The organism is Streptomyces fuscigenes (genome assembly GCF_021556455.1).
In the GTDB taxonomy this organism is placed as follows: Bacteria; Actinomycetota; Actinomycetes; order Streptomycetales; family Streptomycetaceae; genus Streptomyces; species Streptomyces fuscigenes.
Window position 1 is genome coordinate 1 of sequence record NZ_JAKGCV010000031.1, and the last position, 25,416, is coordinate 25,416.

A 25,416-nucleotide genomic window follows, 5' to 3' on the forward strand; every position below is an offset into this window, starting at 1 on the left:
CGCCCGCCGGACCACCCGCCCGCGGCGCCGCGCGGCGGCCTCGCCGCCGGTCCGGGCCGGTCCCCGTGCCCCGCGGGGCGGTGTCAGAGGGCCCGCTCCAGCCGGTCCGCCAGGAGCTTCACGAAGCGCGGCGCGTCGTGCAGCTCCCCGCCCTCCGCCAGCAGGGCCATGCCGTGCAGGAGTTCCGCCGTCTCCGCCAGGCCCTCCGTGTCCCCGCCCTCGGCGTGGGCCTTGTTCAGGCCCGTCACCAGCGGGTGGCCCGGGTTGAGTTCGAGGATCCGCTTGACGTGGGGCACCGGCCGGCCCATCGCGCGGTACATGTTCTCCAGCGCGGGCGACACGTCGTCAGCGTCCGAGACGATGCAGGCGGGGGAGACCGTGAGCCGGGTGGAGAGCCGTACCTCCTTGACGTCCTCGCTCAGCTTCTGCGACATCCAGGTCAGCAGGTCCCCGAACTCGGCCCGCAGCTGCTCGCGTTCGCCCTCCGCCTCCTTCTTGTCCTCGTCCGTCGCGAGGTCGACCTCGCCCTTGGCGACGGACCGCAGCTGCCTGCCGTCGAACTGCGGCACCGCCTCGACCCACACCTCGTCCACCGGGTCGCTCAGCAGCAGCACCTCGATGCCCTTCGCGCGGAAGGCCTCCAGGTGCGGGGAGTTCTCCATCGCCTCACGGGACTCGCCCGTGAGGTAGAAGACGTCCTCCTGGCCGTCCTTCATGCGCTCGACGTACTGCGCGAGGGTGGTCGGCTTCTCGGCGTCGTGGGTGGAGGCGAAGGAGGAGACACCGAGGATGGTCTCCTGGTTCTCGAAGTCGCTGAGCAGGCCCTCCTTCAGGGCGCGGCCGAACTCCCGCCAGAACGTCGCGTAGCGCTCGGGGTCCTTCGCCTGCATGTCCTTGACCGTCGAGAGGACCTTCTTCGCCAGGCGCCGGTGCATCAGCTGGATCTGGCGGTCCTGCTGCAGGATCTCGCGCGACACGTTCAGGGAGAGGTCCGCCGCGTCGACGACGCCCTTCACGAAGCGCAGGTAGGGCGGCATCAGCGCTTCGCAGTTGTCCATGATGAACACGCGCTTGACGTACAGCTGGACGCCGCGCTTGTGGTCCTGCGTGTAGAGGTCGTGCGGCGCGCGGGACGGGATGAACAGCAGCGCCTGGTACTCGAACGTGCCCTCGGCCTGGAGGCGGACGGTCTCCAGCGGGTCGTTCCAGTCGTGGCTGATGTGCTTGTACAGCTCGTGGTACTCGTCGTCCGTGACCTCGTCGCGCGAGCGGGCCCACAGGGCCTTCATCGAGTTGAGGGTCTCGGGCGCGGGCGGCTCGGCGCTCCGTGCGCCGCCCTCCCCGCCGGCCGTGTCCGTGCCGGCGTCCGTGTCGGCGTCCGTGTCGGCGGACGCGGCAGTGTCGTCGGAGGCGTCGGAGGCGTCGGAGGCGTCGGAGGCGGGCTCCGCGGCCATCCTGATGGGCCAGGTGATGAAGTCGGAGTACCGCTTGACGATCTCCTTGATCTTCCACCGGGAGGCGTAGTCGTGCAGGCCGTCCTCGCTGTCCACGGCCTTGAGCCTCAGCGTCACCGACGTGCCCTGCGGCGCGCCGGCCGCGTCCTCGACGGTGTACGTCCCCTCGCCGGTCGACGCCCAGCGCGTCCCCGTGGACTCGCCCGCCCGCCGGGTGACGAGCGTCACCTCGTCGGCCACCATGAAACTGGCGTAGAAGCCCACGCCGAACTGGCCGATCAGCCCGTCCGCCGTGGTGGAGTCCTCCGCGGCCCGCAGGTCCTTGAGGAAGGCGGCCGTACCGGAGTTGGCGATCGTCCCGATGAGCGCCACGACCTCGTCGCGGGACATGCCCACACCGTTGTCCCGCACGGTCAGGGTGCGGGCGGCCGGGTCGGTCTCGAGGTCGATGTGCAGATCGGACACGTCCGCGTCGAGGGTGTCGTCGCGGAGCGCCTCCAGCCGCAGCTTGTCGAGCGCGTCGGACGCGTTGGAGACGAGTTCGCGCAGGAACACGTCCTTGTTCGAGTAGATCGAGTGGATCATCATCTGGAGGAGCTGGCGCGCCTCCACCTGGAACTCGAACGTCTCGCCTGTCATGGATCCAGTTTCCTTCGGTGCCGCAGCGGTTGACGGAGCTGACGGCAGAACTTTAGGCGCTGCGCGCGACACGCGGCAGGTCCCGCCCCCCGGGGCGCCGTGGACGCGTCGAGGGGGCGGGCGGCCCCACGGGCCGCGCCGCCCCCTCGGGGACCGCCCCGGGCGCCCTACGCCGGCGTCACCAGGCGGTGGACGTCCTTCGCCGCGTCGGTCACGCCGGACAGGAAGCCCTGGGCGCGCGGCGAGGCGCCGGCCCGCAGCCACTCCGGCGCGATGTCGCACACGGCGACCTTCACGCCGGTGCCCGCGAGGGCCAGCGGCAGCGTGTGCACGACCGTGGAGGGGAAGCTCAGGATCGTGGCACTGATGGGTCCCCGCCGGGCGACCAGCTCCAGCGGCAGATCGGGCCGGACGATCTCCAGGCCCGTCGCCGCGTGCAGCGCGTGCAGCTTGTCCGGGTTCTCGCGCCGGTGCGCGAAGTAGCGGATGGCGTGGTGCTCGCGGGCCAGCGCGGAGACGGCCTCCGTGTACTGGGCCGCGTCCACCACGCCCGTCTCCACGAGCGAGGTGCCCACGAGGTCGGCGCCGTCGAGGATCCTCGGCGGGCCGAACGTCGCGCGGGTCCACGCGAAGCGGTTCTCCGTCACCTCGATGCCCGGGGGCACCTCGTCGACCGGCATGGAGGTGAACACCTCCACCGAGCGGGCGGGCGTGGGCGTCAGCCGGCGGCGGGCCGCCGCCGTGACGGGGGCGAGGACGAGTTCCCGGGGCCCGCGCGCGCCGCCGCGCCGGTGCCAGCGCACCAGGCGCTCGCCCCGCGCGAGCTGGCCGATGAACTCCATCGTCGCCGTACCGTCGTCGACGACGGTCAGCTGCTTGCCGCCCGCCATCGTCAGCAGCAGCTGCACATAGCGGGAGAACGGATCGCCGATCACGATCCGGCCCGCGCGGTGCAGCAGCGGAGCCAGCTGGCGCACCGTCTTGAGCGGGGCCCCCGCGCCACCCCTGGCCTCCTGCCAGCGCACCGTGCAGCCCTCGTCGCGGGCCAGCTCGGCCATCCGGCGGAGCTGGCCGCGCGACATCGGGTCGGTGGGTGAGAGCACGACAACGGTCAGGTCGTCGCCCGGCGCACCCGTCCTGGCCCACTCCAGCACGTTCAGCAGCTGGACCGGGCTCTCCACGAACGCGATCGCCCGTCGGGCGCGGAGGTCGCGGCGGCGCGGGGCTCGTTCCCCGCTCGGACTCGGCATGGCCCGCGCCGTCAGGCCTGCGCCGACTCGGCCTCGGCCACGACGCCCGCCACGCGGCGGAGCTTCTTCATCGGGCCGAGCTCGGACTCGTAGACCTTCTTCACGCCGTCACCGAGGGACGCCTCGATGGTGCGGATGTCGCGCACCAGGCGCTGAAGGCCCTGCGGCTCGACGGAGGCGGCCTGGTCGGAGCCCCACATCGCGCGGTCCAGGGTGATGTGGCGCTCCACGAAGGTGGCGCCGAGCGCGACCGCGGCGAGCGTGGTCTGCAGGCCCGTCTCGTGGCCGCTGTAGCCGATCGGGACGTTCGGGAACTCGTTCTGCAGGGTGTTGATGACCCGCAGGTTGAGCTCCTCCGCCTTCGCCGGGTACGTCGAGGTGGCGTGGCACAGCAGGATGTTCTCGCTGCCCAGCACCTCGACGGCGTGGCGGATCTGCTTCGGCGTCGACATGCCCGTCGAGAGGATGACCGTGCGGCCGGTCGCGCGCAGCGTGCGCAGCAACTCGTCGTCGGTCAGCGACGCGGAGGCCACCTTGTGCGCGGGGATGGAGTCGAACTTCTCCAGGAACGCGACCGCCTCGGTGTCCCACGGGGACGCGAACCAGGCGATGCCCTTCTCCTTGCAGTGCTCGTCGATGGCGCGGTACTCGTCCTCGCCGAACTCCACGCGGTGGCGGTAGTCGATGTACTTCATGCGGCCCCAGGGGGTATCGCGCTCGATGTCCCACTGGTCGCGCGGGGTGCAGATCTCGGGCGTGCGCTTCTGGAACTTGACCGCGTCGCAGCCGGCCTCGGCGGCGACGTCGATCAGCGCGATCGCGTTGTCGAGCTCGCCGTTGTGGTTGATCCCGATCTCACCCGTGACATAGACGGGACGACCGGGTCCGGCCGTGCGCGAACCGAGCTTGCGCAGGCGGGAAGAGGCGTCGGTGTTCATGCAACTGTCCTTAACTGTGGGCATGGGTGGGGGGATGAGGAGTGGGGACATGCAGCCCCGGTCCCAGCAGCCAGCCGGCGATCTCGCGGATCGCCCCCTCGCCGCCCGGGGTCGTGGTGACGGCGCGCGCGGCAGCGCGCACGGCGTCATGGGCACTCGCGACGGCCACGGGCCAGCCGACGAGGCCGAAGCAGGGGAGGTCGTTCACGTCGTTGCCGACGTAGAGCACGCGCTCGGGCGTGACCTCGTGCTCGTCGCACCATTGCTTCAGTGCGAGGTCCTTGCGGTCGATGCCGTGCAGCACCGGCACCTTGAGCTTCGCGGCGCGGGCCGCGACGACCGGGTTCTGCTCCGTGGAGAGCACCAGCAGCCGCAGGCCCGACCTGCGCAGCGCCGCCACGCCCAGCCCGTCGCCGCGGTGCACGGCGACCATCTCCCGGCCGTCGGAGTCGACGTAGACCTTGTCGTCGGTCTGCGTGCCGTCGAAGTCCAGGACGACCGCGTCGACGTCGTCGAACGAGGGCAGCACCGCCGGGTCGAGCAGCGGGGCCAGCGCCCGCGCACGGGCCAGGTCGTGCGGGTCGTCGATCTCCAGGACCCGCGCCGCGTCGGTCGGCACGAGCTTCGTGCGCCCGAAGAAGCGGTGCCCGGCCGAGCGGAAGCCGTCGGCGCGCATCGCGTACGCGGCGCCCGTCTCCAGGTACTCCTGGGGGCGGTCCTGGCGCCGGGGCCGGTTGGCCTTGTCGTGGTTGACGCCGTAGCCGTCGGCCTCCGCGGCGCTCGCGCCGCTCTCGCGCCAGATGAAGCCGTGCGTCGGCGCGACCGTCAGCGCCGTGTCGGCGCCCTCGTCCGTGACGGCGCCCGCGACCCCGTCCATGTCGTCGGCGGTGATGAACGGGCTCGTGCACTGCACGAGCAGCACCACGTCGACGGTGGCGCCGCGCATCGCCTCGAAGGCGTCCATGGCGTGCAGGACGGCCGCCTCGCTGGTCGCCGTGTCACCGGCGATCGCGGCGGGCCGCAGCACGATCTCGGCGCCCGCGGCGCGGGCCGCGTCGGCGATCGCCTGGTCGTCCGTGGAGACGACGACGTCGGTGACCTTGCGCGACGCGCGGCAGGCCCGTACGGCACGCACCACCAGCGGCACGCCGCCCACCTGGGCGAGGTTCTTCGCGGGGACGCCCTTGGATCCCCCGCGTGCGGGGATCACGGCGAGGACGGTCATGGATGCTCCGTGAGTTCGTGGGTTGCGGGCGGCTTGCCTCACAGCTCGCCCATCCGCCGGATGACGGGGGCGACGCGCTGCACCCCGTGGCGGTAGGCGCCGCGCGCCGCCCCGCGCACGGCCTGGCGCACCGCCCGGCGCATGCCGGAGGTCTCGCGGGCCGCGGTGCCGGGGGCCGAGGGCCGGCCGTCCGGGTCGAGGTGGTGCCGGGCGAGCAGCTGAGGCAGGTAGCCCGGGGCGGTGGTGCGGGTGTAGTAGGGGGCGATGGGCCCGAGCGCGGGGCCGTCGAGGAGCTTCGTCACGCGCTCGCGCGCCTGGTCGAACGCCGCGGCGTACGAACCCTCGCCGGAGGACGGCCCCCCGGCGGCGACGCCCTGCCGGTCCGCCCAGACCGCGTCGGCGCGCGGCTTGCGCCCGCTGTCCAGCAGGTCGAACGAGGTGAGGCAGCCCGAGCCGACGAAGTGGTGGTTGCCGAGCGGCTCGCGGATGCCGAGGTCGGTGAGGATCGCCGTCGGGATGCGCCGGTGCAGCGCCTCGAGCGCGGCCGTCGAGGAGACGGTGACGAGGAGGTCCGTGCCGTCCAGGACCTCGCCCATGTTCCCGTACACGAGGCGGAAGTTGGGCGGCAGGCCGCCCGGCACCCGCTCCGCGAGGCGCTGATAGGGGAACTCCTCGACGTGCGTGGTCTGCTCGCCGACCTGGCTGCGCAGCTTCAGCAGCACCTCGCGGCGCGGGTGCAGCCGCGCGTGCTCGATCAGCCGCCGCAGGACGTACGCACGGTCGGCGCGCGTCACCGGGACCGACGGCTGTGCCGCGAAGACGACCGTCTCGCGGCCCTCCCGCGGCTCGTAGCGGGCGCCGCCGAGGAACGGCAGGGCCGCCTCGACCACGCTCGACGCGTCCGCCTCGACGCCCTCGTACACGTCGCGGAAGCGCTGCGCGTCGTGGCGGGAGTTGGCGAGGACCACATCCGCGCCGTGGCGCAGCAGCAGCCCGTCCGCGAGCTTCTCGTAGACGACCCCGACGTAGCCGGTGACCACGACGGGCCGGCGGGCGAGGCCCAGCGCGGCGATGCCGTGCAGCATCGCCTGCACACCGCCGCCGACGAGCGCCAGCACGACCAGATCGAAGGGGCTCTCGCCTTCTTCGCCGGCGCCGAGCTCGCCGAGGAACCCGGTGCCCGTCACCTCCCGCATCGCGCCCGCCTCGGCGCCCACCTCCGCCAGCTGGCGTGCGGTGGGCGTGGCGCGGCCGCGCAGGAGGAAGCCGCTGAGCTCGACGGCGCGGTCCTCGGGGACGATGCGGCGCGCGGTCAGCGCGCCCCACTTCCACCGGGTGTCGGAATCGGCGAGCACGGCGACCCGGACCGCGTGGCTGGTACGTGATGGCACGTCCTGGACGTTAGAAAGCCATGTCGGGCGGCGGCCCAACTCCATGGCAATAAAGGGTTAACAGAACGTCTACGAATGGGGCGGGCGGCCGTTTCCGGGGGCGATTAAGAATTCCGACATGCGCCGTTCACCCGCCGTACTCCGGCCCTTGGGAAACCGGGACGCGGCAGCACCTAGCGTCCCCCGGGTGGTCAAGCTCTCCGTCATCGTGCCGTACTTCAATGTGCGGCCGTTCATCACCGAAGCACTGCGAACCCTGCGTGCGAACGTCCGTGAGAACTACGAAATCGTTTTCGTGGACGACTGCTCAACGGACGGCACGCCCGACGTGGTGGCGGCCTTCGTTCCGCAATTGCGCTGCGAGGTGCGCCAGATCAGACACGAGAAGAACAGCAGCATCGGCACGGCCCGCAACACGGGCCTGAGAGCTGCGACCGGGGAGTACCTGACCTTCCTCGACGGCGACGACTGGCTGGCCCACGGCTACCTGCCGGCGCTCGTCGAGGAGATCGAACGGCTCGGTGTCGACTTCATCCGCACCGACCAGGTCCGCTGCACCGCCCGGGCCCGCACCGTCTACCGCGCGCCGATCGGGCCGCGGGGCGTCGTGCTCGACCCCCGCGGCCTGATCCTGCCGGACACCCGGTCCACCTCCGTCGACTACCCGTACTCCTGGGCCGGGCTCTACCACCGGCGCCTGTACGACGCGGGCCTGATGGCCTTCCCCGAGGGCCTGCACACGGCCGAGGACCGGCCCTGGATCTGGAAGCTGCACCGCGAGGCCGAGTCCTGCGCCGCGGTCAACCACCTGGGCTACTACTACCGGCGCGGTGTGCAGTCCTCGCTCACGCAGATCGGCGACACCCGCCAGCTCGACTTCATCGCCGCCTTCGACCAGCTCCTGCGCGAGACGGCCGAGGACCCGGACGCGGACCGCCTGATGCCGAAGGCCGTCCGCACGTACTGCGCGATCATCACCCACCACCTCGGCCAGATCGAACGGTTCGAGCCCGCCGTCGCCCGGCAGCTGAAGGCGATGAGCGCCGCCGCGCTGCGCCGGATGCCGCAGGACGTGCTGGACGCGACCCTGTCCACCCTCGACCACGGGCGATCGAGCCGGCTCGCGAAACTGCGCCGCCGCCCCGCGACCGCGGAGGCCGCCGCATGACCACCCGTATCTTCCTCGCGTCCACCCTCTACGGCGCGGCGACGCTCGCCGCCGCCCTGGACGCCGGGTGCTTCGAGCCGGCGAGCCGCAGCATCCTGCTCGTCTCCAACAACGCGGCCAACCCCGAGGCCACGCCCGGCCTCGACGAGATGTCCGGCTTCGAGCGGCTGCGGGACCGCTTCGACGACGTCCTGTCGTGGAACGAGGCCGTCCACCCCTTCCACCCGGGCGCCTGGTCGCCCCGCCCCGACGACGTCGTGCTGTGGGAGCGGTACCTGCGGCTGCTGTGGAACCTCGGCGACGACCCCGTGCACCTCGTCGCCGAGTCCATCCAGGTGGTGCCCGCGCTGGCCGTCACCGACATCTTCACCGGCGCCCCCATCGACATCTACGCCGACGGGCTGATGAGCTACGGCCCCACCCGCAACAGGATCACGCCCCTCATCGGCACGCGCATCGCCCGGGTCCTGCACCTGGACCTCGTGCCCGGGCTGCGGCCCATGCTGCTGCGGGAGTTCGGCTCCGAGCCGACGGTCGTGCCCACGGAGGTCTTCCTGAAGGTCCTCGCCGACATCGGCGCCGCCGCCCCCGACCTGCCGGGCGTCCCCGGCGCCCCGGGCCTGCCGGACGCCCCGGCCGCCGGCGACGAGGGCCCCGCGACCGACCGTCCCGCGCTGCTGCTCGGCCAGTACCTGTCCGCGCTGTCCATCCTCACCGCCGACGAGGAGGAGGACCTGCACCTGCGGATGCTGCGCGGGGCCCACGGCCTCGGCCACCGGCGGGTGTTCTTCAAGCCGCACCCCACCGCGCCCGCACGCTTCTCCCGCCGCCTGGAGGAGGAGTCGGAGCGGCTCGGCGTCGAGCTCACCGTCGTCGACGCGCCGGTCGTCGCCGAGGTGCTCTACCAGCGCCTGCGCCCCGGCCTGGTGGTCGGCTGCTTCTCCACGGCGCTGTTCACCGCCGCCTCCTTCTACGGCCTGCGCGTCGCCCGCGTCGGCACGGAACTGCTGCTCGACCGGCTGGTCCCGTACGAGAACAGCAACCGCGTGCCCGTCACGATCTGCCACGAACTGCTGCCCGAGGTCGGCGACCACGCGGCCGTCGAGGCGCAGCGCCTCGACCCGGCGGCCGCGGGCCTGCAGGGGCTGCTGACGGCCGTCGGCTTCGCCATGCAGCCCAAGGTCAACCCCGACCTGCGGGACCCGGCCGTGGAGTACCTCGGCGCCCACCAGAACGCGCACACCCTGCGCTACTTCAAGCGCCGCCGCCTCACGGTGCTCGACCTGCCGGGCGGGGTGCCCGCGCGGATGGCCTTCATCCCGCGCAACGCGCGGGTGCGCGGGGTGGTGCGCCGCGTCAGGTCGCTGAAGAAACTGGCGGCCGCCGCGCGCGACTGACCGCACGCCGAGAGCCCGCCCCGGTCCCGTCCGTACGGGACCGGGGCGGGCTCTTCGCGTGCCGTGCGGATCGGGGGACGGGGCCTCGGCCCGGGGCGCGAGGCGGTTTCTGGTGGGGTACGACGTGGTTTTCCGGCGGGCGGGATGCGTTTCGCGGCGGGGAGTGATGCGGTCTCCGGCGGGGCGGGAGGCGGGTTTCGGGGCAACCGCCCACCCGTACCGGGGACACCATCGAGGCATCGGTGCCCGGCTGGGAGGACAGCGGCGAGAACCACGTCGGGCTGATCGGGCCCGGTTCCACCTCGCAGTACACCGCCCTGTACCGCGGCGGCACCGAACTGAACACCGCTGACGGCTCTTTCGTGCAGGCCGACGTCGACGCCGGTCGGGCCGGCCACCGACTGGTGACCACGACGCGGCGCACGGCCGGTTACCCGTACTCGACGGCGACCACCACCGCATAGGGCTTCACCTCGGCGGCCCCCGCGTCAGGGGCCGCCCAGCCGCTGCCACCGGTGCAGCTCGACCACGGCATCGACACCAGCACGACGGGCGCCGCACGGCGCGACGCGAACCTCTCCGTGACGGCGTCCATCCTCCCCGGCGTCGCGGCAGCCGGGGCGCGGACGGACTCCGTCGAGTTCTCCTACGACGACGGCCACACCTGGCAACACGCCAAGCCGAAGACCTCCCACGCCGATGTCTCCGCCCGCCCGCACACCCCCAGGGGCGCGGACATCGCCTCGGCGCGGGTCCACGTGACGGGCAGCAAGGGCAACACGATCACCCAGACCGTGGTCCGCGCGGTCGGCCTCCGCCGACCCCCCGCCGGGGGCACTGGGCCGCCCGGCGGGCTCACCTCGGGCAACCGGGGATCACACCTTCGACGTACCGCCGCTTCGCCGACTGCGGTGGAGCCGACCGCCGTCCACACGCGTCGGCGAGTACGGTTCACCCACGCGGGCGCCCGCCCAAACGGGTCGTGCCGTGGTCGAGCAGTTCCCGGAGGCGGTCGACGTCGCCCTGCCGCGACACGGCGGACTTCGGGAGAGGCGTGGTGTTGATCGTGTGCGCTCCCGTGTGCATGAGCACGAAGATGTCGTCCGTCTCGGCGTAGCCCTTCAGCTGAGCCCAGGGAACACGCGTCGTGTCCAGGCCGGTCGCCACGCGCACCCCCTCCCCACTGACGGTGATCCTCTGCTCGCCCCTTTGCTGCCTGAGCTTGTACACGCTGCGCACCGCGGCCCTTCGGAGCAGGAACACGACAGCACACGCCCCCGCCGCGACGATCAGAAGAGGCAAGGAGGTGTCGACGAAGTAACCGTTCACGGCGGCGAGCACCACGTAGACGGTCCACAAGGCCGCCGCGACGAACGTCATGACACGTCGTCTTCGTCCAGCCGGCGATGCCTTCCTTCGCGTACGGAAGGTCTCGGCGATCTGATCGCGGGTGGCGTGGTAGGCCAACTGAACCGCGTCGGAGCTGTCCTTGGCGTCTGCCGTGTTCGGGTGCTGCTCGACGGTCATGGGTCCTCGAAGGGATCAGGGCGGTGCGAACCGCCGGGCTGTGAACGCGCCGGAGTGCTACGTGCTCGGCGCAGGCGTCGGCTCGTGTGAGCCGGAGCGGGGTGCGCCACTGCCCGAAAGGCCGCAGGGGCAGGGAGGCTTGCTTGGTGAACGCGGGCATCAGCGGGCAGGCGGCGGCGCGTTGCCGGACGCGAATGTACAAGCCCTCAGCTCTGGTGGACGACCTTTCCAGTTATGGAGATCATGGAGAAAGCGTGACGAATGCTTCCCTTCATGGTCATCTGATGGCCACTTCTTGGTCACCTCTTGACTCGGCCCTTGCTTGGACCTGCCAAGATCCTCTTTCGATGGCCGATTGACCTGTCAGGCGGGTCTCCAGGGGTGGGCGGGCAGTCCCATTGGGCTGCCCTGTGGGGTGGGGTTGAACGTGTTGACGTACGAGAAGCGGCTTTAGTTCGCTGCAATCTCTCAAACTTATCGGCGAGCCAGGGGCCTACTCCAAGGTTGAGCCAATATTTACGAGACCCTAAAGGGTACAAGGGTGTCCATCGATGACTGGGTCGCAGAGGCGGGCCGCATGCAGCGGGACGGGGCGTCGATTATCGACATCGCCGAATTTCTTCGAGAGTTCGGGGAACATGGCGGTAGAAAAATCAACGCAGCATCTGCTCTCGGCAAAGAGTATGGCTGGTCAGTAAAAATGAAGCTTGAATTGCTGAGCTGGACCGAAGGTGGCGTCACGGACCAAGAGCTCATATCCCTTGTTCCGTCTTGGTTTCCTGGCAGCTGATTTAATCTCAATTATCCCACCAGGCTGGACATTCCGTGTATGGCTACGCGCCTTCGAAGTGGGACCTCTTGGGGCGATTGAGGTCGAAGCCAGGGGTTCTGAGTCGAATGCAATAGCTGTAGAGGCCCCACCGGAATGGCCCTCCGGTAGGGCCTCTGGGGTGTTGCCGCAGGCGGAGGTGGGCGTGTTGGGGGCGAGTGGCGAGGTGCCAGGGCGGAGGTTCAAGGCCGGCTCTGCCCGTTGGCGCTGGCCGGACGTCGCCGACCGACCCGGAGCCGGACCTGCACCCGAGGTCCTCGCGGATGTCGGTGGTCAGGGTCAGCCGGTGGTGGGCGGGTTCGACCGGTGTCTGATGGGAGCAAGTTGTGGGGTAAGGACTCCTTGCCCTGTGGCGGAGCAAGTTGTCGCCTGCGACCGTCCTACGGTCGGATCGTGGGTACAGGGTCGGCCAGGGGGGCCGACCCTCCGTTTCCACCGCCGGGGCCGTCGAGGGCGGTGTCCGACGCCGCACCGGCTCCGCAGCGCAAGGCTCCCGCCGACCCGCCGACCGCCCTGTGCCCAGCGGCCGGACCGTACGCAGGACCGCCGAGTGCCGAGACGTCCGCGAGCAGAGGTCCGAGCTCGCCGCGCGTGTTCGGGACGATCAGGACGCCAGCGACCCTGTTGCATGGCGCCGGCGGATACTCAAGGGAAGAGTTTCGGGGAATCAGGTCGACTCTGCGAGGGGTTGAGGATATGTGGCGTGAAGGGGATTTCCGCCTGTTTTTCAATGAAGGAGCCAATTTTGCGGACGTGTATGCGGAACGTCTTTCCGGGATTCGCTCCAGCTATTCGAAACGTCGAGAGATCGCATGAATTGTAGCCGAGTGTGCCGACTGGACTATTCCGTGAATTTCTCCCTGATCTATCCTGGGAGTATTAAGAGTCTGAGAGTAGTGCAGCTGAGTAGTGCCCAGTGACGAACATGGCGCCAGCTCATCATGCTGTTGAAACGGAAAATCTGGAGGCTCTCCGTGAGCTCATCGATCGCGGAGTCGACGTCAATGAGGAGCATGATGGATTGACTCTCCTTCATCATGCGATTGACGTTGAGATCGACGGCCACACGCAAACTGGTGATCCTCTCCATGTCGACGTGACTGCCTATCTGCTGGCCCGGGGGGCCGACCCTCGGCGTCGCTCTGATAAGGGCAGCGGTATTTCGGCTGAGCATATGGCGCTTACGCGCGGGCATTGGCTGGCGTCGTGCCTGATAGAAGAGTGGCTTCGCACACATCCAGAAGCTACGACCGGCGTTTGACGGCAACGTCGGCAGCGGCGGATGGACCGTCGGGGTCCTCGGTCGAGCTGATGGCGACTCGGTGGACGGAGGAGCCTCGCACCGTGGTGACGGTGCGGGGCTCCTCGCCGTCCGGGTTGCCGGGGTCGTCGCCGTCGTTAAGGGCTTCGATGGCTTGGTGTTGGAGGCGGAGTCGGACGTGGGCGTAGGCCTCGGCGCTGACAGCGATGTGGGCGTGGCCGAGGAGTTCCTTGATCGTGACGAGTTCTACGCCTTGTTCGAGCAGCGGGGTGGCGCAGGTGCGGCGGAGGTCGTGGAAGCGGGTGCGGCGGAGTCCGGCGTGGTCGAGGAGGGTGTGGAAGCGCTGGGTGACACTGCTGGGGTCGAGGGGCCTGCCGGTAGGTGTGGTGAAGACCAGGTTCCGCTCTTACCACTTGTCTCCGGCGGTGAGGCGATCGGTGTCCCGGGTTTTGCGGTGCTGGGCGAGGGCGGTGAGGCAGGCTGCTGAGATGGCGATGCGGCGTTCGGGGGCACGGATCTTGGTGGGGTAGAGGGCGGTGCCGCCGTTGGGGGCGGTTTGGAGGGTGCGGCGGATGTTCAGGGTGCGGGTTTCGGTGTCGAGGCCGTCCCAGGTCAGGCCGAGGATTTCTCGGGTCGTAGGCCGGTGCGCAGGGCGAGTTCGAAGAGGGCGTGGAGGCGGTCTGTTCGTGCTGTTTGGGGGAAGCAGCGGGCTTCGGTAGCGGTGAGGGGTTCGAAGCGTCGGTGACGTATCGGTCCGACTTGGACGTGGCGGCGACGTTGCGTTCGACGGAGGGCGGAGTTGAGGACGGCGTGGATGTACTGGAGGGTGCGGGGGGAAGAGGCGTTTGCCGCAGCATTGGCCGATCGCGCAGCAGCGGGGCTGTTGTTGGGGTGTTTGGGGTCGGGGTGTCGGGCGGCGTCGGTACCGCGCGCACAGCACCCGCAGGTGGCCCGTAGTTGGTCAAGACGCCGGAACCGGGTCGAGCGCCCCCGCCAGCGCGTCCAGCCATTCGTCCCCGTGCGTGTGCGTGTGCGAGAACAGTCGCTCGCCGTGGCGCTCGTCGGCACCGTCCATCGCGGACCCGCTCGTCGCCCGGCTCCGCCCGGGCCGGCGAGCGACCCGGGGGAGACGGCCGGTGGTCCATGTTCCGGGCAGCCCCGGGCCCGGGCAACGGCGCACGGAGGTGCCTGACCGTCCGCGAGGGCCCCCGGTGTCGTCCGGGCTCCCGAGGGCCTTGGGGATGGCGCAGCTCCGGGGGTCCGGTCGATCGCGCAGCGGCGGGGGAGCGCGCCACGGCGGGCGCCGGGTGACGCCGGTGAACGTGCGGATGAACGTGCGGTGATTTTCCCGCGCAGCCCCCCTTCCGGCCGTGGGCGCCGGGCATCGGCGGACTTAACGTGGCGGGACAAGCGACGGGGATCGGCGGGACGCCGACCGGGGCGCGAACCGAACCGGGAAGGCGCCGGGTCGTCGTACGGGCGCACGAGTCCGGGAACTCCGGGCCCGAGGTGCCGAGGTGAAAGGGAATCCGGTGACGGCTGCTCCGCACGCGAGCGCGGACACGAACGCGGGGACTACGGGACCAAGTACGGTGCCGGGCGCGGCGGCCGTGGCGAAGGGGGCCGGTGCGGCTTCGGACCGTACGCCGCCGTCCGGGAGCGGACCCGGCGAGTCCCGGCCCGCCTCCGGCACCCGACGTGGCGGCCCCCGGCCGACGCGGCTGCGGGCCCTGGACGGGCTGCGGCTGGTCGCCGCCCTGATGGTGGCGCTGTACCACTACGGGGGTCGCGAGGGCGACGTCACGACGGCGTGGGGCAGCTCGCCCGCGCACCAGTTCCCCGTCCTGCACGAGTGGTTCGCGTACGGGCCGCTCGGCGTGCAGATCTTCTTCGTCATCAGCGGGTTCGTGATCTGCATGAGCGCGTGGGGCCGTTCGCTCTCCGCCTTCTTCGCGTCGCGGGCGTCCCGCCTGATGCCCGCGTACTGGTGCGCGGTCGTCCTCATCACCGTCGTCTTCGCGCTGCCGGGAGTGGTGTACAAGACGGTGTCGGCGAGCGACGCGCTGCTGAACCTGACGCTCCTCCAGATGCCGGCGGGCGGCGAGCGGGTCATCGGCGTCGACTGGACGCTGTGGGCGGAGATCCGCTTCTACGCGCTGTTCGCGGTGTGCGTCGTGCTTCCCGGCGTGACGCGCAGGCGTGTCGTCCTGTTCGGCGCGATCTGGACCCTCGGCGCCGTCGTGGCCGACGCCGCGCACTCGGCGCTGCTGGACCAGGTCCTCATGTCGCACTACGCGCCGTTCTTCGTCGGCGGCATGGGCCTGTACCTGGTGCACCGCAACCACAGGGACGCCCTCGGCTGGGGTCTCGCCGCTGTCGGCTTCCTGCTCGGACAGCACTACGCCGTCGCGGACCTGTGGCATCCCACGAGCCACTTCGGCTACCGGCACACCCTGGTCATCATCGCGATCGTCGCTCTGGGCTTCGCCGCGGTCGCGGCCGTCGCACTGGACCGGCTGCGCTGGGCGCACTGGCGGTGGCTGACCACGGCAGGGGCTCTCACCTACCCCTTCTACCTGATCCACGAACACCTCGGCTGGATCGTCATAGGGGGTCTGCACCGCACCCTGGGCCTCCCGGCGGCGGCCACGCTGCCGGTGACCCTGTTGGTCATGCTGGTGCTGGCATGGATCCTGCACCGGGTGGTGGAACGCCCCCTGACTCCACGCCTGCGGGCCCGGCTGGCGGGCGCCGCGGCGGGCGTCAGGCGTCCGGTGCGCCCCGAGGCCGGCTGAAGCGTCGGGCGGCGCGGCACGGCAGTCGGGCGAAGCTCGCTGGTGGACCGGATGGCGCCGCGCGGCGCTTGAACTCTCGGGAGTGGCCGGCCTGCCGGCGAGACGCGACGGGGCGGCCCGCCCGGCGGAATCGCCGGAGGGGTCGCCCCGTGCGCCGTTGCCGTGTGCGCCGGCGGGCCTCCGCGTGCCGGGCCGCCACGGCCGTCCCGCGGGAGGCCGGCGATCCCGGGCGCTCGGCCCGGTCGGCACGCGGGGCCGGCACGCGGGGAAGGAGCGAACGGCCTCAGCCGCGCCGCACGAGCGCCATCATCTCCGTGACCAGTTCCAGCGAGGCGTCGACGTTCGGCAGCGACATCGACTCCACCATGAAGTGGTCGATGCCCGTGCGTTCGCCGACGGACTTGATCGCGTCCGCGACCTGGGTCAGCGGCGTTCCCTCGACGACGTTGACGCGGATGATCGTGTCGATGTCCGCCGGGCCGCGGCCGGCCTTGGTGGCGAACTCGTCGATGGTGGCGCGCTGGGCGAGCATCTGGTCGGTGTCCACCCACGCCGGCACCAGGCACATGGGCAGCCAGCCGTCGGCGCGTTCACCTATGCGCTTGAGTGCGGCCTCGGCGGCGCCGCCGATGTAGATCGGCGGCCGGGGCTTCTGCACCGGCTTCAACGGGGCGTACTGGAGCGGGAGTTCGATGTGCTCACCGTGGTACTCGGCCGGGTTCTGGGTCCACAGGACGTCGAGGGCGTCGAGCAGTTCGTTCATCCTGGCGCCGCGCTTGCCGAAGTCCAGGTTCGCCCCCTCGTACTCCTCGGGGGACCAGCCGACGCCGAAGCCGGGAATCAGACGGCCGTTGCTGATCAGGTCGATGGTCGTCAGGCTCCGGGCCAGCTGCGCGGGCGGGTAGACCGGCGCGATCAGCACGTGCGCACCGAGCCGCACCCGCTCGGTGGCCGCGGCCGCGACGCCCAGCGTCACGAACGGGTCGGCGGCGGTCCGGTACTCGACGGGTATGGTGTTGCCGATCCCACCCGCGCCCACCTTGGGGTTGACGGCCGCGAAGTTGCGGTCTCCGACCCACAGGCTCGCCGCTCCGGCCTTCTCCGCCTCGCGGGCGAACTCCGCCGTCCGGGCGACCTCGTGCGCCATGTTGTGCAGGTACGGAAGTGCGAAACCGATCTCCACGACTAACCCCTTCCTCGGATCCGGTGGACGAGAGGCCGCGCGCCGCTCCCGGGTCCTCGGCCGGGACACCGCCACCGTGCGTGCTGGTGCGGCGGGCGCAGCGATCAAACGACGATAGTTTAACCGTGAAATGAACTGTCCGCGGGGAGGCCGGTATCGCATGTCGCGATGCCGTATGGGGCCAAGTGCCCTACGGGGACGGCCCATCCGCACCGCGCCGGTGCGCCCCGACCGCGCCGCTGCGCCCGTCGCGCCGCGTCGGTCCGCCCTTCCGCGCCGACAACGAGACGCAACTCAACAGCCACGGTTCACCGGGTGCTCGGCATGGCGTCGTCCGCCTGTAGTGGTCGATCTCTGTAATCAGGCGCATACCCATGATCGAAATGGGCGTGGCGGGGTGTGTTACCCCGCTTCCTCTCCTGACGCGAGGTTCCTATGAGTTTGATGGTCTTGAACCATCGGCGCGCGAGACCCCTGCTGGTGGTGCTGGCCACCGCGACGGCGCTGGCCGCGGCGCCCGCCGTCGCGTACGCGGACAGCGGCGCACCCGCTCACGACCGGCTGGCCGTCGGCGCGCCGGTCATCCACACGCCGACGAGCCGTACGCCGGTCACCGCCACGCCCGCGACCGGTGCGCCCGTCACCGGCGGGATCCCCCTGACCAACACGACCGAGAAGATCGGCCCGGGGATCGACCTGCGGCACGTGAAGGCGCTCGACCAGAAGGGCTGGTACGACGCGCAGTTCCTGAACGTCGACCTGTCCGACAAGGCCGTCGGCACGGACCTGCTGACCTCCGGACCGGTGGCGTCGGGCGGCCCGCTCAGCGCGGCAGCGAACAAGGCCGGCGCCGTCGCCGGCGTCAACGGCGAGTTCTTCGACATCGGCAACTCCAACGCGGCACTGGGCGGCGAGGTCCAGGACGGAAAGCTGATCAAGTCGGCCGACATCGGCGGCCGCGAGCACGTGGGTGTCAGCAAGGACGGCATCGCCCAGCTCGTGGACCTCACGGTCGACGCGGACGCGAACTTCTCGGGCGCGGACCACAAGGTCCTGTCGTTCAACGCGGCGGACGGCGGCGGAGTCCCGGACAACGGCCTGATCGCCTTCACGTCCGCGTGGGGCGACTACAGCCGGGGCCGCGGCCTGGCGGGCGTCCCGGCCGACCAGATCGCCGAGGTGCTCGTCAAGAACGGCACGGTCGCCTCGGTCACGCCCGACGGCCCCGCCGGCTCGGGCACGATCCCGGACGACGCCTTCGTACTCGTCGGGCGCGGCTCGGCCGCCGACGCGATCCGGGCGCTGAAGCCCGGTGACCCGGTGAAGCTCAGCTACGACCTCGCGGACAGTGCGGCCCAGCGGATGAAGTTCGCGCTCGGCCACGGCGGCACGATCGTCTCCGGCGGCAAGGTCGTCGGCGGGCTCGACACCTCGATAGCGCCGCGTACCGCCCTCGGCTTCGAGGACGGCGGCAAGAAGCTCGTCCTCGCCACCTGGGACGGCCCGGGCGGCACCGGCAAGGGCGGCATCGGGATCGACGAGGAGGCGCGTGAACTCGTCGCGATGGGCGTGCAGACCGCGGTCAACCTCGACGGCGGCGGCTCGACCACGATGGTCGCCCGCGCGCTCGGCGACGACTCCACGACGGTCCGCAACGTGCCGTCCGACGGCCAGGAGCGCAACGACCCGAACGGCGTCGGCGTGTTCGTCACCAAGGGCAACGGCAAGCTGGACCAGCTCCTCGTCAAGCCCGCGAAGGGCGCGGCGTCGGCCGACGGCGGCGTGAAGGTCTTCCCGGGGCTGCACCGCCAACTGGTGGCTCAGGGCGTCGACAACCACGACACCCCGGTGACGGTCGACCCGAAGTCCGTGCAGTGGAGCGCGAACAAGGCCTCGGTCAAGGGCGGCGTCCTCGCGGCCCCGGCCAAGACCCACGGCGACATCACGGTCAAGGCGCGCGCGGGCCGCGAGAAGGCGGACCAGAAGGTCACCGTCCTCGGCCCCGTCGACAGCCTGGAGCCGTCGACCCAGCGCCTCTCCATCCCCGAGGCGATACCCGACAACGCTGTCAGCGTCGGTGTGACGGGTCGCGACGCCCAGGGCTACACGGCTCCGATCGACCCGCGGGACCTGAAGCTCGACTACGACCACAGCGTCGTCGACATCGCGTCCGTGGACGGCAAGCTGAGGATCACCCCGCTCACCGACGCGGGCACGATCCTCACCCTCTCGGCCGGCGGCACGTCGGTCCAGCTCCCGATCACGGTCGGCGTGCAGACCAAGACCGTCTACGGCTTCGACGACGACGTGACCGCCCGCTGGCGCAACAACAGCACGGCCGCCACGACGTTCTCCGCCGACCCCGACGGCCTGCGGATCGACTTCGCCGCGATGCGCAACGTGGGCATCACCGCGAACACGGCGGCCGACCGCGTCTCCGTGCCCGGCCAGCCGCTGCGCCTGCGCATGCGGCTCAAGTCGAGCATCAGCGTGCCGGACGGCCTGACGTACGTCAGCTACGTGGACGCGGACGGCAAGAGCAACGGCGTCTACGGCTCCGGCCTGACGGCGAGCGACGACTGGCAGGACGCGACGTTCACCCTGCCGGCGAACACCAAGTTCCCGATCTCCGTATCGGGCTTCCAGGGCATCAACACCAGCGTCGCCCAGCAGAAGGCGGGCACGTTCGTCCTCGACCGCATTGAGGCCGACGTCCCGACGTCGATCGACCTGCCCGCCCAGCCCGCTCTGCGGCCCGACCCGCTCGTCTCCGACGACGGCAGCCTGCTCCAGGGCAAGCACACCTGGAAGTTCGCCACGCTCTCCGACATCCAGTTCACGGCCGACAACCCGGAGCTGACCAAGGTCGCGACGGCCGCCATCCAGCGGATCCGCAAGACCGACCCGGACCTGATCGTCCTCAACGGTGACGTCACCGACCGCGGTCTGCCCCAGGACCTCGCCCTGGCCCGCAAGGTCCTCACCGACGCCGGGTGCGACCTGATCCCGGTCGGCCAGGAGCCGCCCGCGAACAGCACACCGGACCCGAGGGCCGGCTCGGTGCCCTGCTACTACGTGCCGGGCAACCACGAGTCGTACGGCCTGAACAACGTCCAGCAGGACCTGACCAATTTCACCGCGGAGTTCGGGCAGCCCTACCGGACGTTCGACCACAAGGGCACCCGGTTCATCCTGCTCGCCAGCTCCCTCGGGTCGCTGCACGGTACGGACTTCGACCAGCTCCCGATGATGCAGAAGGCGCTCGCCGACGCGAAGAAGGACAAGTCGGTGGACAACGTCATGGTGTTCGCCCACCACCCCGTGGACGACCCCAGCGAGACCAAGGCCAGCCAGCTCGGCGACCGCGACGAGGTCGCGCTGGTCGAGAAGATGCTCACGGACTTCCGCGACTCCACGGGCAAGGGCGCCGCCATGGTCGGCTCGCACGCCCAGGTCGCCAACGTCCACCGCGTGGAGGGCGTCCCGTACACGGTGCTGCCGTCCTCGGGCAAGGACCCGTACGGCACCCCGGACCGCGGCGGCTTCACCGGATGGGTGGACTGGTCTGTCGACTCTGACCGCAACGCGGATCAGCAGTGGCTGGAGGCCGACGTGCGCGCCTTCGCGCAGTCCGTCACCCTGAACACCCCGGCCACGGTCGAGGTCGGCGAGGACGCGCAGCTCTCGGGCAGCGTCGTGCAGCCGGAAGGCGTGTCGGCGGGCACGCGGGTCGTGCCGCTTCAGTACCCGATGTCGGTCGACTGGGGCGGCTCGTCGAACCTGGCGGTCGGCAGCGGGCAGAAGGCGATCGACAAGGCCAGGCACCAGGGCAAGGTCGCGATCCTCGACCCGGCGACCCGGAAGCTCACCGCGCTGCGCAAGGGCTCGGTGACCGTGACGGTCACGAACGACTCGATGCGCGCGTACACCGACGCCGCCTCGCTCGCCCCGGTCACGACGTCGAAGACCATCGAGGTCGTGCCGGCCGGCAAGCGGGGCTGAGGCCGCTGACGGCCCACGACGGCCGGGCCGTTGAACCGGCCCGGCTCCCTCGGCGGTTCTCTCCGGCGAGGGTGTGACGGCCACGGCCGAGGGCGGGCACCAGGGTGCTCGCCCTCAGCCGTTCCCCCCTCGGGAGCGGCCGCCGTCATGCGTTGTTGGCCCTCCGGTCCGGCGACGGCCCGGACGGCTTTCCCCGCCCGACGGGTCCGCCGGCGAGGATGGGTCGGGTACGGCAGGGGTCCCGGCCCTGGTGGGGGCCGGGGCCCTGCCCGTACCTCTGGTCACACGCCTCTGGTCACACGCCTCTGGTCACACGCCTCTGGTCACACGGGATCGAGCCGGCGGCGCAGGAGGCAGAACCCGTTGCCCTCGCGGTCGGCGAGTACGTGCCGGCTCCCGGTGCCGGTCGGGCCCACGTCGGCGGGGACCGCGCCGAGGGCGAGCAGGCGTTCCCAACGGATTCCTGATCGCGGGCGTCGACGACCAGTCCGCTGAGGCGTCATGCGATGGCCGTCACCGTATGCCGGGGCGGGCGTGCGGCCGTGGACCCCGAGGCCGCGTCGCCGCACCGGGCACCTTCGACCGCCTGCCCCCGCCATCGCCCGCCGCGTACGCGTACGGGCCCCGGGGGCAGCGAAGCCGACCCCGGGGCCCGTACAGCCCTGCGACGCGCACCACGGCACGCGCGCGGTGTGCGCGAACGTCAGCCCACCCGCGGCGCCATCGAGCGCGACGGCACGGACAGGATCGACGCGATCTCCGCGCTGTTGGCCTGGGTGATCTTCCACAGCTCCTGCTGGCGGCCGTGCACGTCGGCGACCGACGCGGCGTGGTCGTCCAGCATCGAGACCGCGAGGTCGCTGAGGCGGGAGCCGAGGCGGCGGTCGTGGACGGAGACGCCCCAGCCGGGGCGGTCGATGTCCGCGAGGAAGTACGCCATCTTCGGGTGCGAGATCAGGCTGATCACCGGCGTGCCGCAGCCGAACGGGATCATCGTGGCGTGGCCGCGCATGCCGATGACGAGCTTCGTGCGGGCGAACTCGGCCCGGATCGCGTCGTTGTCGAAGTCGTACATCGGGACCACCGGCAGCGAGATGCCGTGCTCGCGGCGCAGGTCGAACGCGATCCGCTCGTCGTCCAGCGCGTGCGCCACGCACTTGACCTCGGCGTGCTCGCCGATCGTGCGCACGGCCTCGGCCATCTGCGCGAGGAAGTAGCCGTAGTCGTGGCCGAAGCGCAGCCCGGCCCGGTCGTACGCGGCGTTGATCAGCACCGTGTCGTCCCGGCGCGCGGGGTCGCTCCAGCCCTCCACCAGCTGCCGCGTCACGGTCGTGGGACACGGCTGGTAGCGGACCTTGTCGCGCAGGTCCACGGGCAGCAGGTCGCGCACCTTCTCGATGGAGCCGTGGTTGCGCAGCCCGAAGAACGAGGAGCGCTCCACGAGCTTCGTCAGCGAGGTGCGGAACCGCTCGAAGCCGTAGGACTGGCCGTCGAACGCGTTGAAGCCGACCGCGTGGACGACGACGGGCACGTCGATGCGGTCCATCACGTCGTCCGTCACGTTCCACTGCCAGCCGCTGTTGCCGTTCGGCGCGGTGTCCGGGATGAACAGCCCGCCGCCGCCGATGACCAGGCCCCGCCGCTCGTTGACCCGGGCGAGCGCGGCCTCGTCGAACAGCCGGTGCGCGTGCACCGAGTGCCAGCGGCGCGGCCCGGTGTCGCGGCCGAAGGTCAGGCGTACGGACTCGGGCAGCAGCTTGTCGCCCGCGTTGCCCTGCTGCGGCATGTAGAAGGCGACGTGCGCGAGTTGCTCGTCGGCGGGGCCCTCCTGCTGCGGCGGGCGCGGCATGGTCCGCTCGCGCAGCAGCCGGCTCGCGCGGTGGGTCGGGTCGACCGCGAGGCCGTCCGTCGCGTACGCGTGGGCCGAGGTGTCGTCGTTGTTGACCCATGCCATCTGGGCGAGCCGGCCGAAGGCGGTCGCCGCGCGGGTCGGCACCGACGTGCCCAGCAGCAGGTGCGCCTCCGCCTCCTTGTAGCGCGACAGGCTCATGAGGGCGCGCCCGTAGACCTCGTGCGGGAAGGCCTCCGCCACGGGGATGTCCACCGAGCCGAGCGCGGCCGCGGCCTGCGGGTACTCGCCGGCGTCCAGGTGCGCCTGCGCGAGGCGCCGTGCGCCGTCGAGGCTGCGGGTGCGCGCGACGTGCGGCGTCCCGAGGTGCACGACGAGGTCGTGGTGGAGCGTCCTTTGCAGGTTCATGTACTGGCTGCGGAACTCCTCGTCCGACAGCTCGTACGAGCGCCAGCGTTCCTCGGCCTTCGCGTAGCCGGCCTCGCCGCCCTGCCAGGGCTTGTGGCGGCCGGTGAAGTGCAGGATCGCCGTGCCGTCGGGGACCGGCAGGTCGCCCGACAGGCGACGCTTGACGAAGTTGAACCGGGAGTCGAGCCGGACGAAGCCGCCGTCCAGGACCGCGTTGAGGATGCCCTGGTCGTGCTTGTCGAGTTCGTAGTCGCCGCTGCGGCCGGTCGCGTCGATTCGCGCGCAGAACTCGTCGGTCAGGTACTCGCGCTGGATGACCAGCAGCCCGCTGTTCAGCTTGTGCTGCCCGTAGAAGAACTGCGGCACGGCCGCGAGCCCCTCGCGCAGCCGCAGCAGCTCGTCGAGTTCGCCGAGGACCACCATGTCGGTGTCGAGCGTGATGATCGTGTCGTAGTCGCGGACCCGGAACACGTCGAGGATGAAGTACGCCTTGCGGACCAGGTAGTTGTGCTGGTCGCCCTTGGCGTACGAGTCGTAGTGGTCGGCGTCGACGCGTATCAGCCTGATCCGCGGGTGCAGCGCGCGTATGCGGGCTATGGAGGCGGGGCGCAGGTCTTCGTGCAGGACGAGGAAGTCCTCGCAGACGGACGGGTTCGACAGGGCGAGGCTGCGCAGCAGCGCGAGGAAGCCGGGCAGGTAGTTCTCGTCCACGAAGCTGGCGAACGCGATCCTGCGCTTGCCCGTCAGGCTCGCGGCGGACAGCGGGGCGCCGGCGGACGGCGCGGCGGGGGAGGCGGCGGCGAAGGCGCGCGCGGCGGTGGTCATCGCAGGGAAATCCTTGTCTCGGTCACGCTGGTGGCGCGCTCCATCACCCACGTCTTCTCGCCCCGGTACTCGTGCACCGAGGTGATGGGCTGGCGCATGGCTTCCTGGACGCGGTAGGCGCCGCTCTCGTAGAAGTCGAAGCCGAAGAGGTCGAGCCGCGGGCTGACGTCGAGGAAGTCGAGCAGCCACAGCATGTTGAAGCCGGTCGTGGGGATGGACGGCCACGCGTCCGCGCCGACGCGGCCGATGTTGCGCAGCGGCCAGCGCAGCGAGTCGTCCCCGAGGTGGCGCTGCGCGCCGGGCACGAGGCGGTTGCGCAGCGAGTACATCCAGTCGCTCGCGATGCCCCCGAACACGAGCCTCGTGGTGACGTGCTTGTCCCAGTTGAAGCTGTGCTTGTGGATGGAGGCGTGGATGTCGGTGCGGGCGCCCGTGGCCGGGGCGTCGATGCGGTACGAGTTGAACCGCACGACCAGGTCGTACGAGTCGATCTCCGCGCCCAGCGAACTTTTGCCGACGCTCTGGGAGTTGGCGACCAGGCAGATCGACTTGCCGGTTATCTGGTTGCGGAACTCGCCCAGGCTCAGCCAGGCGGTGCCGCCGAACGTGGGGTCCTCGACCGGCCCGCGCATCCGGTTGCGGCGCAGGTCCGCGTAGAGGCCGATGAGCTCGCGCAGTGCCGCGGCCCCGTTGTCCTCGTGGCGCATGCGCAGCTCGATGTAGTCGCCGAGCGCCTGCTGGAAGTCCTCGGCGGGGCCCGCCGCCCGGTCCATGGCGAGCAGCGCGCCGACGAGCAGGGGCTCGGCGCCCCGCCAGTCGCCCGCGTCGCACCGGGCGAGCCCCTCGGCCCAGGTGTCGGTGGCGGGGGCCGCCGCGTGCACGGCGGCGGCCGGGCACGCGCGCTCCAGCAGGCGCACGGCCTCGGCCTGCCGCTGCCCGGTGATCACCAGCCCGGCCACCTTGGAGGCGATGCCGAAACCGTCCTCGGAGGTGCGGTCCAGGTAGTTCCGGTACGCGGCGACCGACGCCGCCTCCTCGCCCGCGGTCTCCAGCGCCCGGGCCCGCAGCCGCCAGCCGGCGCGCGACCCCTTGCGCTGGGTGAGGATCGCGGCGGAGATCAGCAGGGCCAGCCGCCGCTCGTCGTCGTAGGGGCACTCCAGCGCTTTGCTGCCCGCGTCGAGCAGCGCGTCCAGCAGCTCGCCCGACAGCGCGGGCCCGGGCCCGGCAGCCGTCCTGCCGGCGCGGCGGAAGAGGCCGCCGGTGGCGCCCGCGCTC

18 protein-coding genes are annotated in these 25,416 nt (G+C 71.2%); 7 read left to right on the forward strand and 11 right to left on the reverse strand.

Annotated features, from left to right (window positions below; genetic code table 11):
* Positions 1-83 precede the first annotated feature (83 nt).
* The 5 genes from htpG to L1885_RS05765 all read right to left on the reverse strand — a co-directional run bounded on the left by htpG (position 84) and on the right by L1885_RS05765 (position 6,897).
* Entirely contained in the window at positions 84-2,093 is a 2,010-nt protein-coding gene (htpG, locus tag L1885_RS05745) for a molecular chaperone HtpG (RefSeq protein ID WP_235795874.1), read from the reverse strand.
* 167 nt (positions 2,094-2,260) lie between these two features.
* Positions 2,261-3,343 carry a hypothetical protein gene (locus L1885_RS05750; protein ID WP_235795875.1) on the reverse strand — a complete coding sequence of 361 codons (1,083 nt, stop codon included), beginning with the start codon at positions 3,341-3,343 and terminating at the stop codon, positions 2,261-2,263.
* Between the two features lie 11 nt (positions 3,344-3,354).
* On the reverse strand, positions 3,355-4,281 hold the full coding sequence (locus L1885_RS05755) for an N-acetylneuraminate synthase family protein (RefSeq protein WP_235795876.1): 927 nt from the start codon (positions 4,279-4,281) through the stop codon (positions 3,355-3,357).
* Positions 4,282-4,291: 10 nt separating this feature from the next.
* Entirely contained in the window at positions 4,292-5,506 is a 1,215-nt protein-coding gene (locus L1885_RS05760) for an acylneuraminate cytidylyltransferase (RefSeq protein WP_235795877.1), read from the reverse strand.
* 38 nt (positions 5,507-5,544) lie between these two features.
* Positions 5,545-6,897 (reverse strand): DUF6716 putative glycosyltransferase, encoded by a 1,353-nt coding sequence (locus L1885_RS05765; protein WP_235795878.1) that lies wholly within the window; start codon positions 6,895-6,897, stop codon positions 5,545-5,547.
* Between the two features lie 187 nt (positions 6,898-7,084).
* On the opposite strand from L1885_RS05765, the gene L1885_RS05770 reads away from it, so the two are divergent.
* The 3 genes from L1885_RS05770 to L1885_RS05780 all read left to right on the forward strand — a co-directional run bounded on the left by L1885_RS05770 (position 7,085) and on the right by L1885_RS05780 (position 9,926).
* Positions 7,085-8,065, forward strand: a complete 981-nt coding sequence (locus L1885_RS05770) for a glycosyltransferase family 2 protein (protein WP_235795879.1) — start codon at positions 7,085-7,087, stop codon at positions 8,063-8,065.
* On the forward strand, positions 8,062-9,462 hold the full coding sequence (locus L1885_RS05775) for a polysialyltransferase family glycosyltransferase (protein ID WP_235795880.1): 1,401 nt from the start codon (positions 8,062-8,064) through the stop codon (positions 9,460-9,462). The genes L1885_RS05770 and L1885_RS05775 overlap by 4 nt, the downstream gene beginning before the upstream one ends.
* Positions 9,463-9,704: 242 nt before the next feature.
* Complete coding sequence (locus L1885_RS05780) at positions 9,705-9,926, forward strand: hypothetical protein (RefSeq protein ID WP_235795881.1); 222 nt, start codon at positions 9,705-9,707, stop codon at positions 9,924-9,926.
* Here the strand turns inward: L1885_RS05780 and L1885_RS05785 are convergent.
* Entirely contained in the window at positions 9,893-10,057 is a 165-nt protein-coding gene (locus L1885_RS05785; RefSeq protein WP_235795882.1) for a hypothetical protein, read from the reverse strand. The genes L1885_RS05780 and L1885_RS05785 overlap by 34 nt on opposite strands.
* 356 nt (positions 10,058-10,413) lie before the next feature.
* Complete coding sequence (locus tag L1885_RS05790; protein WP_235795883.1) at positions 10,414-10,989, reverse strand: YcxB family protein; 576 nt, start codon at positions 10,987-10,989, stop codon at positions 10,414-10,416.
* Positions 10,990-11,530: 541 nt separating this feature from the next.
* Here L1885_RS05790 and L1885_RS05795 point away from each other — a divergent pair.
* A complete protein-coding gene (locus L1885_RS05795; RefSeq protein ID WP_235795884.1) occupies positions 11,531-11,779 on the forward strand; it encodes a hypothetical protein in 249 nt (82 codons plus the stop codon).
* A 964-nt stretch (positions 11,780-12,743) separates the two neighbouring features.
* Entirely contained in the window at positions 12,744-13,079 is a 336-nt protein-coding gene (locus L1885_RS05800; protein WP_235795891.1) for an ankyrin repeat domain-containing protein, read from the forward strand.
* On the opposite strand, the gene L1885_RS29365 is transcribed toward L1885_RS05800, so the two are convergent.
* Complete coding sequence (locus L1885_RS29365; RefSeq protein WP_372481863.1) at positions 13,063-13,476, reverse strand: tyrosine-type recombinase/integrase; 414 nt, start codon at positions 13,474-13,476, stop codon at positions 13,063-13,065. The two genes, L1885_RS05800 and L1885_RS29365, sit on opposite strands and share 17 nt — an antisense overlap.
* Before the next feature lie 1,135 nt (positions 13,477-14,611).
* Between L1885_RS29365 and L1885_RS05810 the strand changes: the two genes are divergently transcribed.
* The gene (locus L1885_RS05810) at positions 14,612-15,874 is read left to right on the forward strand and encodes an acyltransferase family protein (protein ID WP_235795886.1); all 1,263 of its coding nucleotides are present in this window, start codon (positions 14,612-14,614) and stop codon (positions 15,872-15,874) included.
* A 283-nt stretch (positions 15,875-16,157) separates the two neighbouring features.
* Here L1885_RS05810 and L1885_RS05815 read toward each other — a convergent pair whose 3' ends face one another.
* On the reverse strand, positions 16,158-17,057 hold the full coding sequence (locus L1885_RS05815; RefSeq protein WP_235795887.1) for a TIGR03619 family F420-dependent LLM class oxidoreductase: 900 nt from the start codon (positions 17,055-17,057) through the stop codon (positions 16,158-16,160).
* A 444-nt stretch (positions 17,058-17,501) separates the two neighbouring features.
* Between L1885_RS05815 and L1885_RS05820 the strand changes: the two genes are divergently transcribed.
* Positions 17,502-21,059, forward strand: coding sequence for a phosphodiester glycosidase family protein (locus tag L1885_RS05820; RefSeq protein ID WP_235795888.1), 3,558 nt, complete (start codon positions 17,502-17,504; stop codon positions 21,057-21,059).
* A 703-nt stretch (positions 21,060-21,762) separates the two neighbouring features.
* Here the strand turns inward: L1885_RS05820 and L1885_RS05830 are convergent.
* Positions 21,763-24,141 carry a glycosyltransferase gene (locus L1885_RS05830; protein WP_235795889.1) on the reverse strand — a complete coding sequence of 793 codons (2,379 nt, stop codon included), beginning with the start codon at positions 24,139-24,141 and terminating at the stop codon, positions 21,763-21,765.
* The coding region (locus tag L1885_RS05835) for a glycosyltransferase family 29 protein (protein WP_235795890.1) at positions 24,138-25,416 on the reverse strand (1,279 nt) is incomplete at its 5' end. The genes L1885_RS05830 and L1885_RS05835, both read right to left, overlap by 4 nt.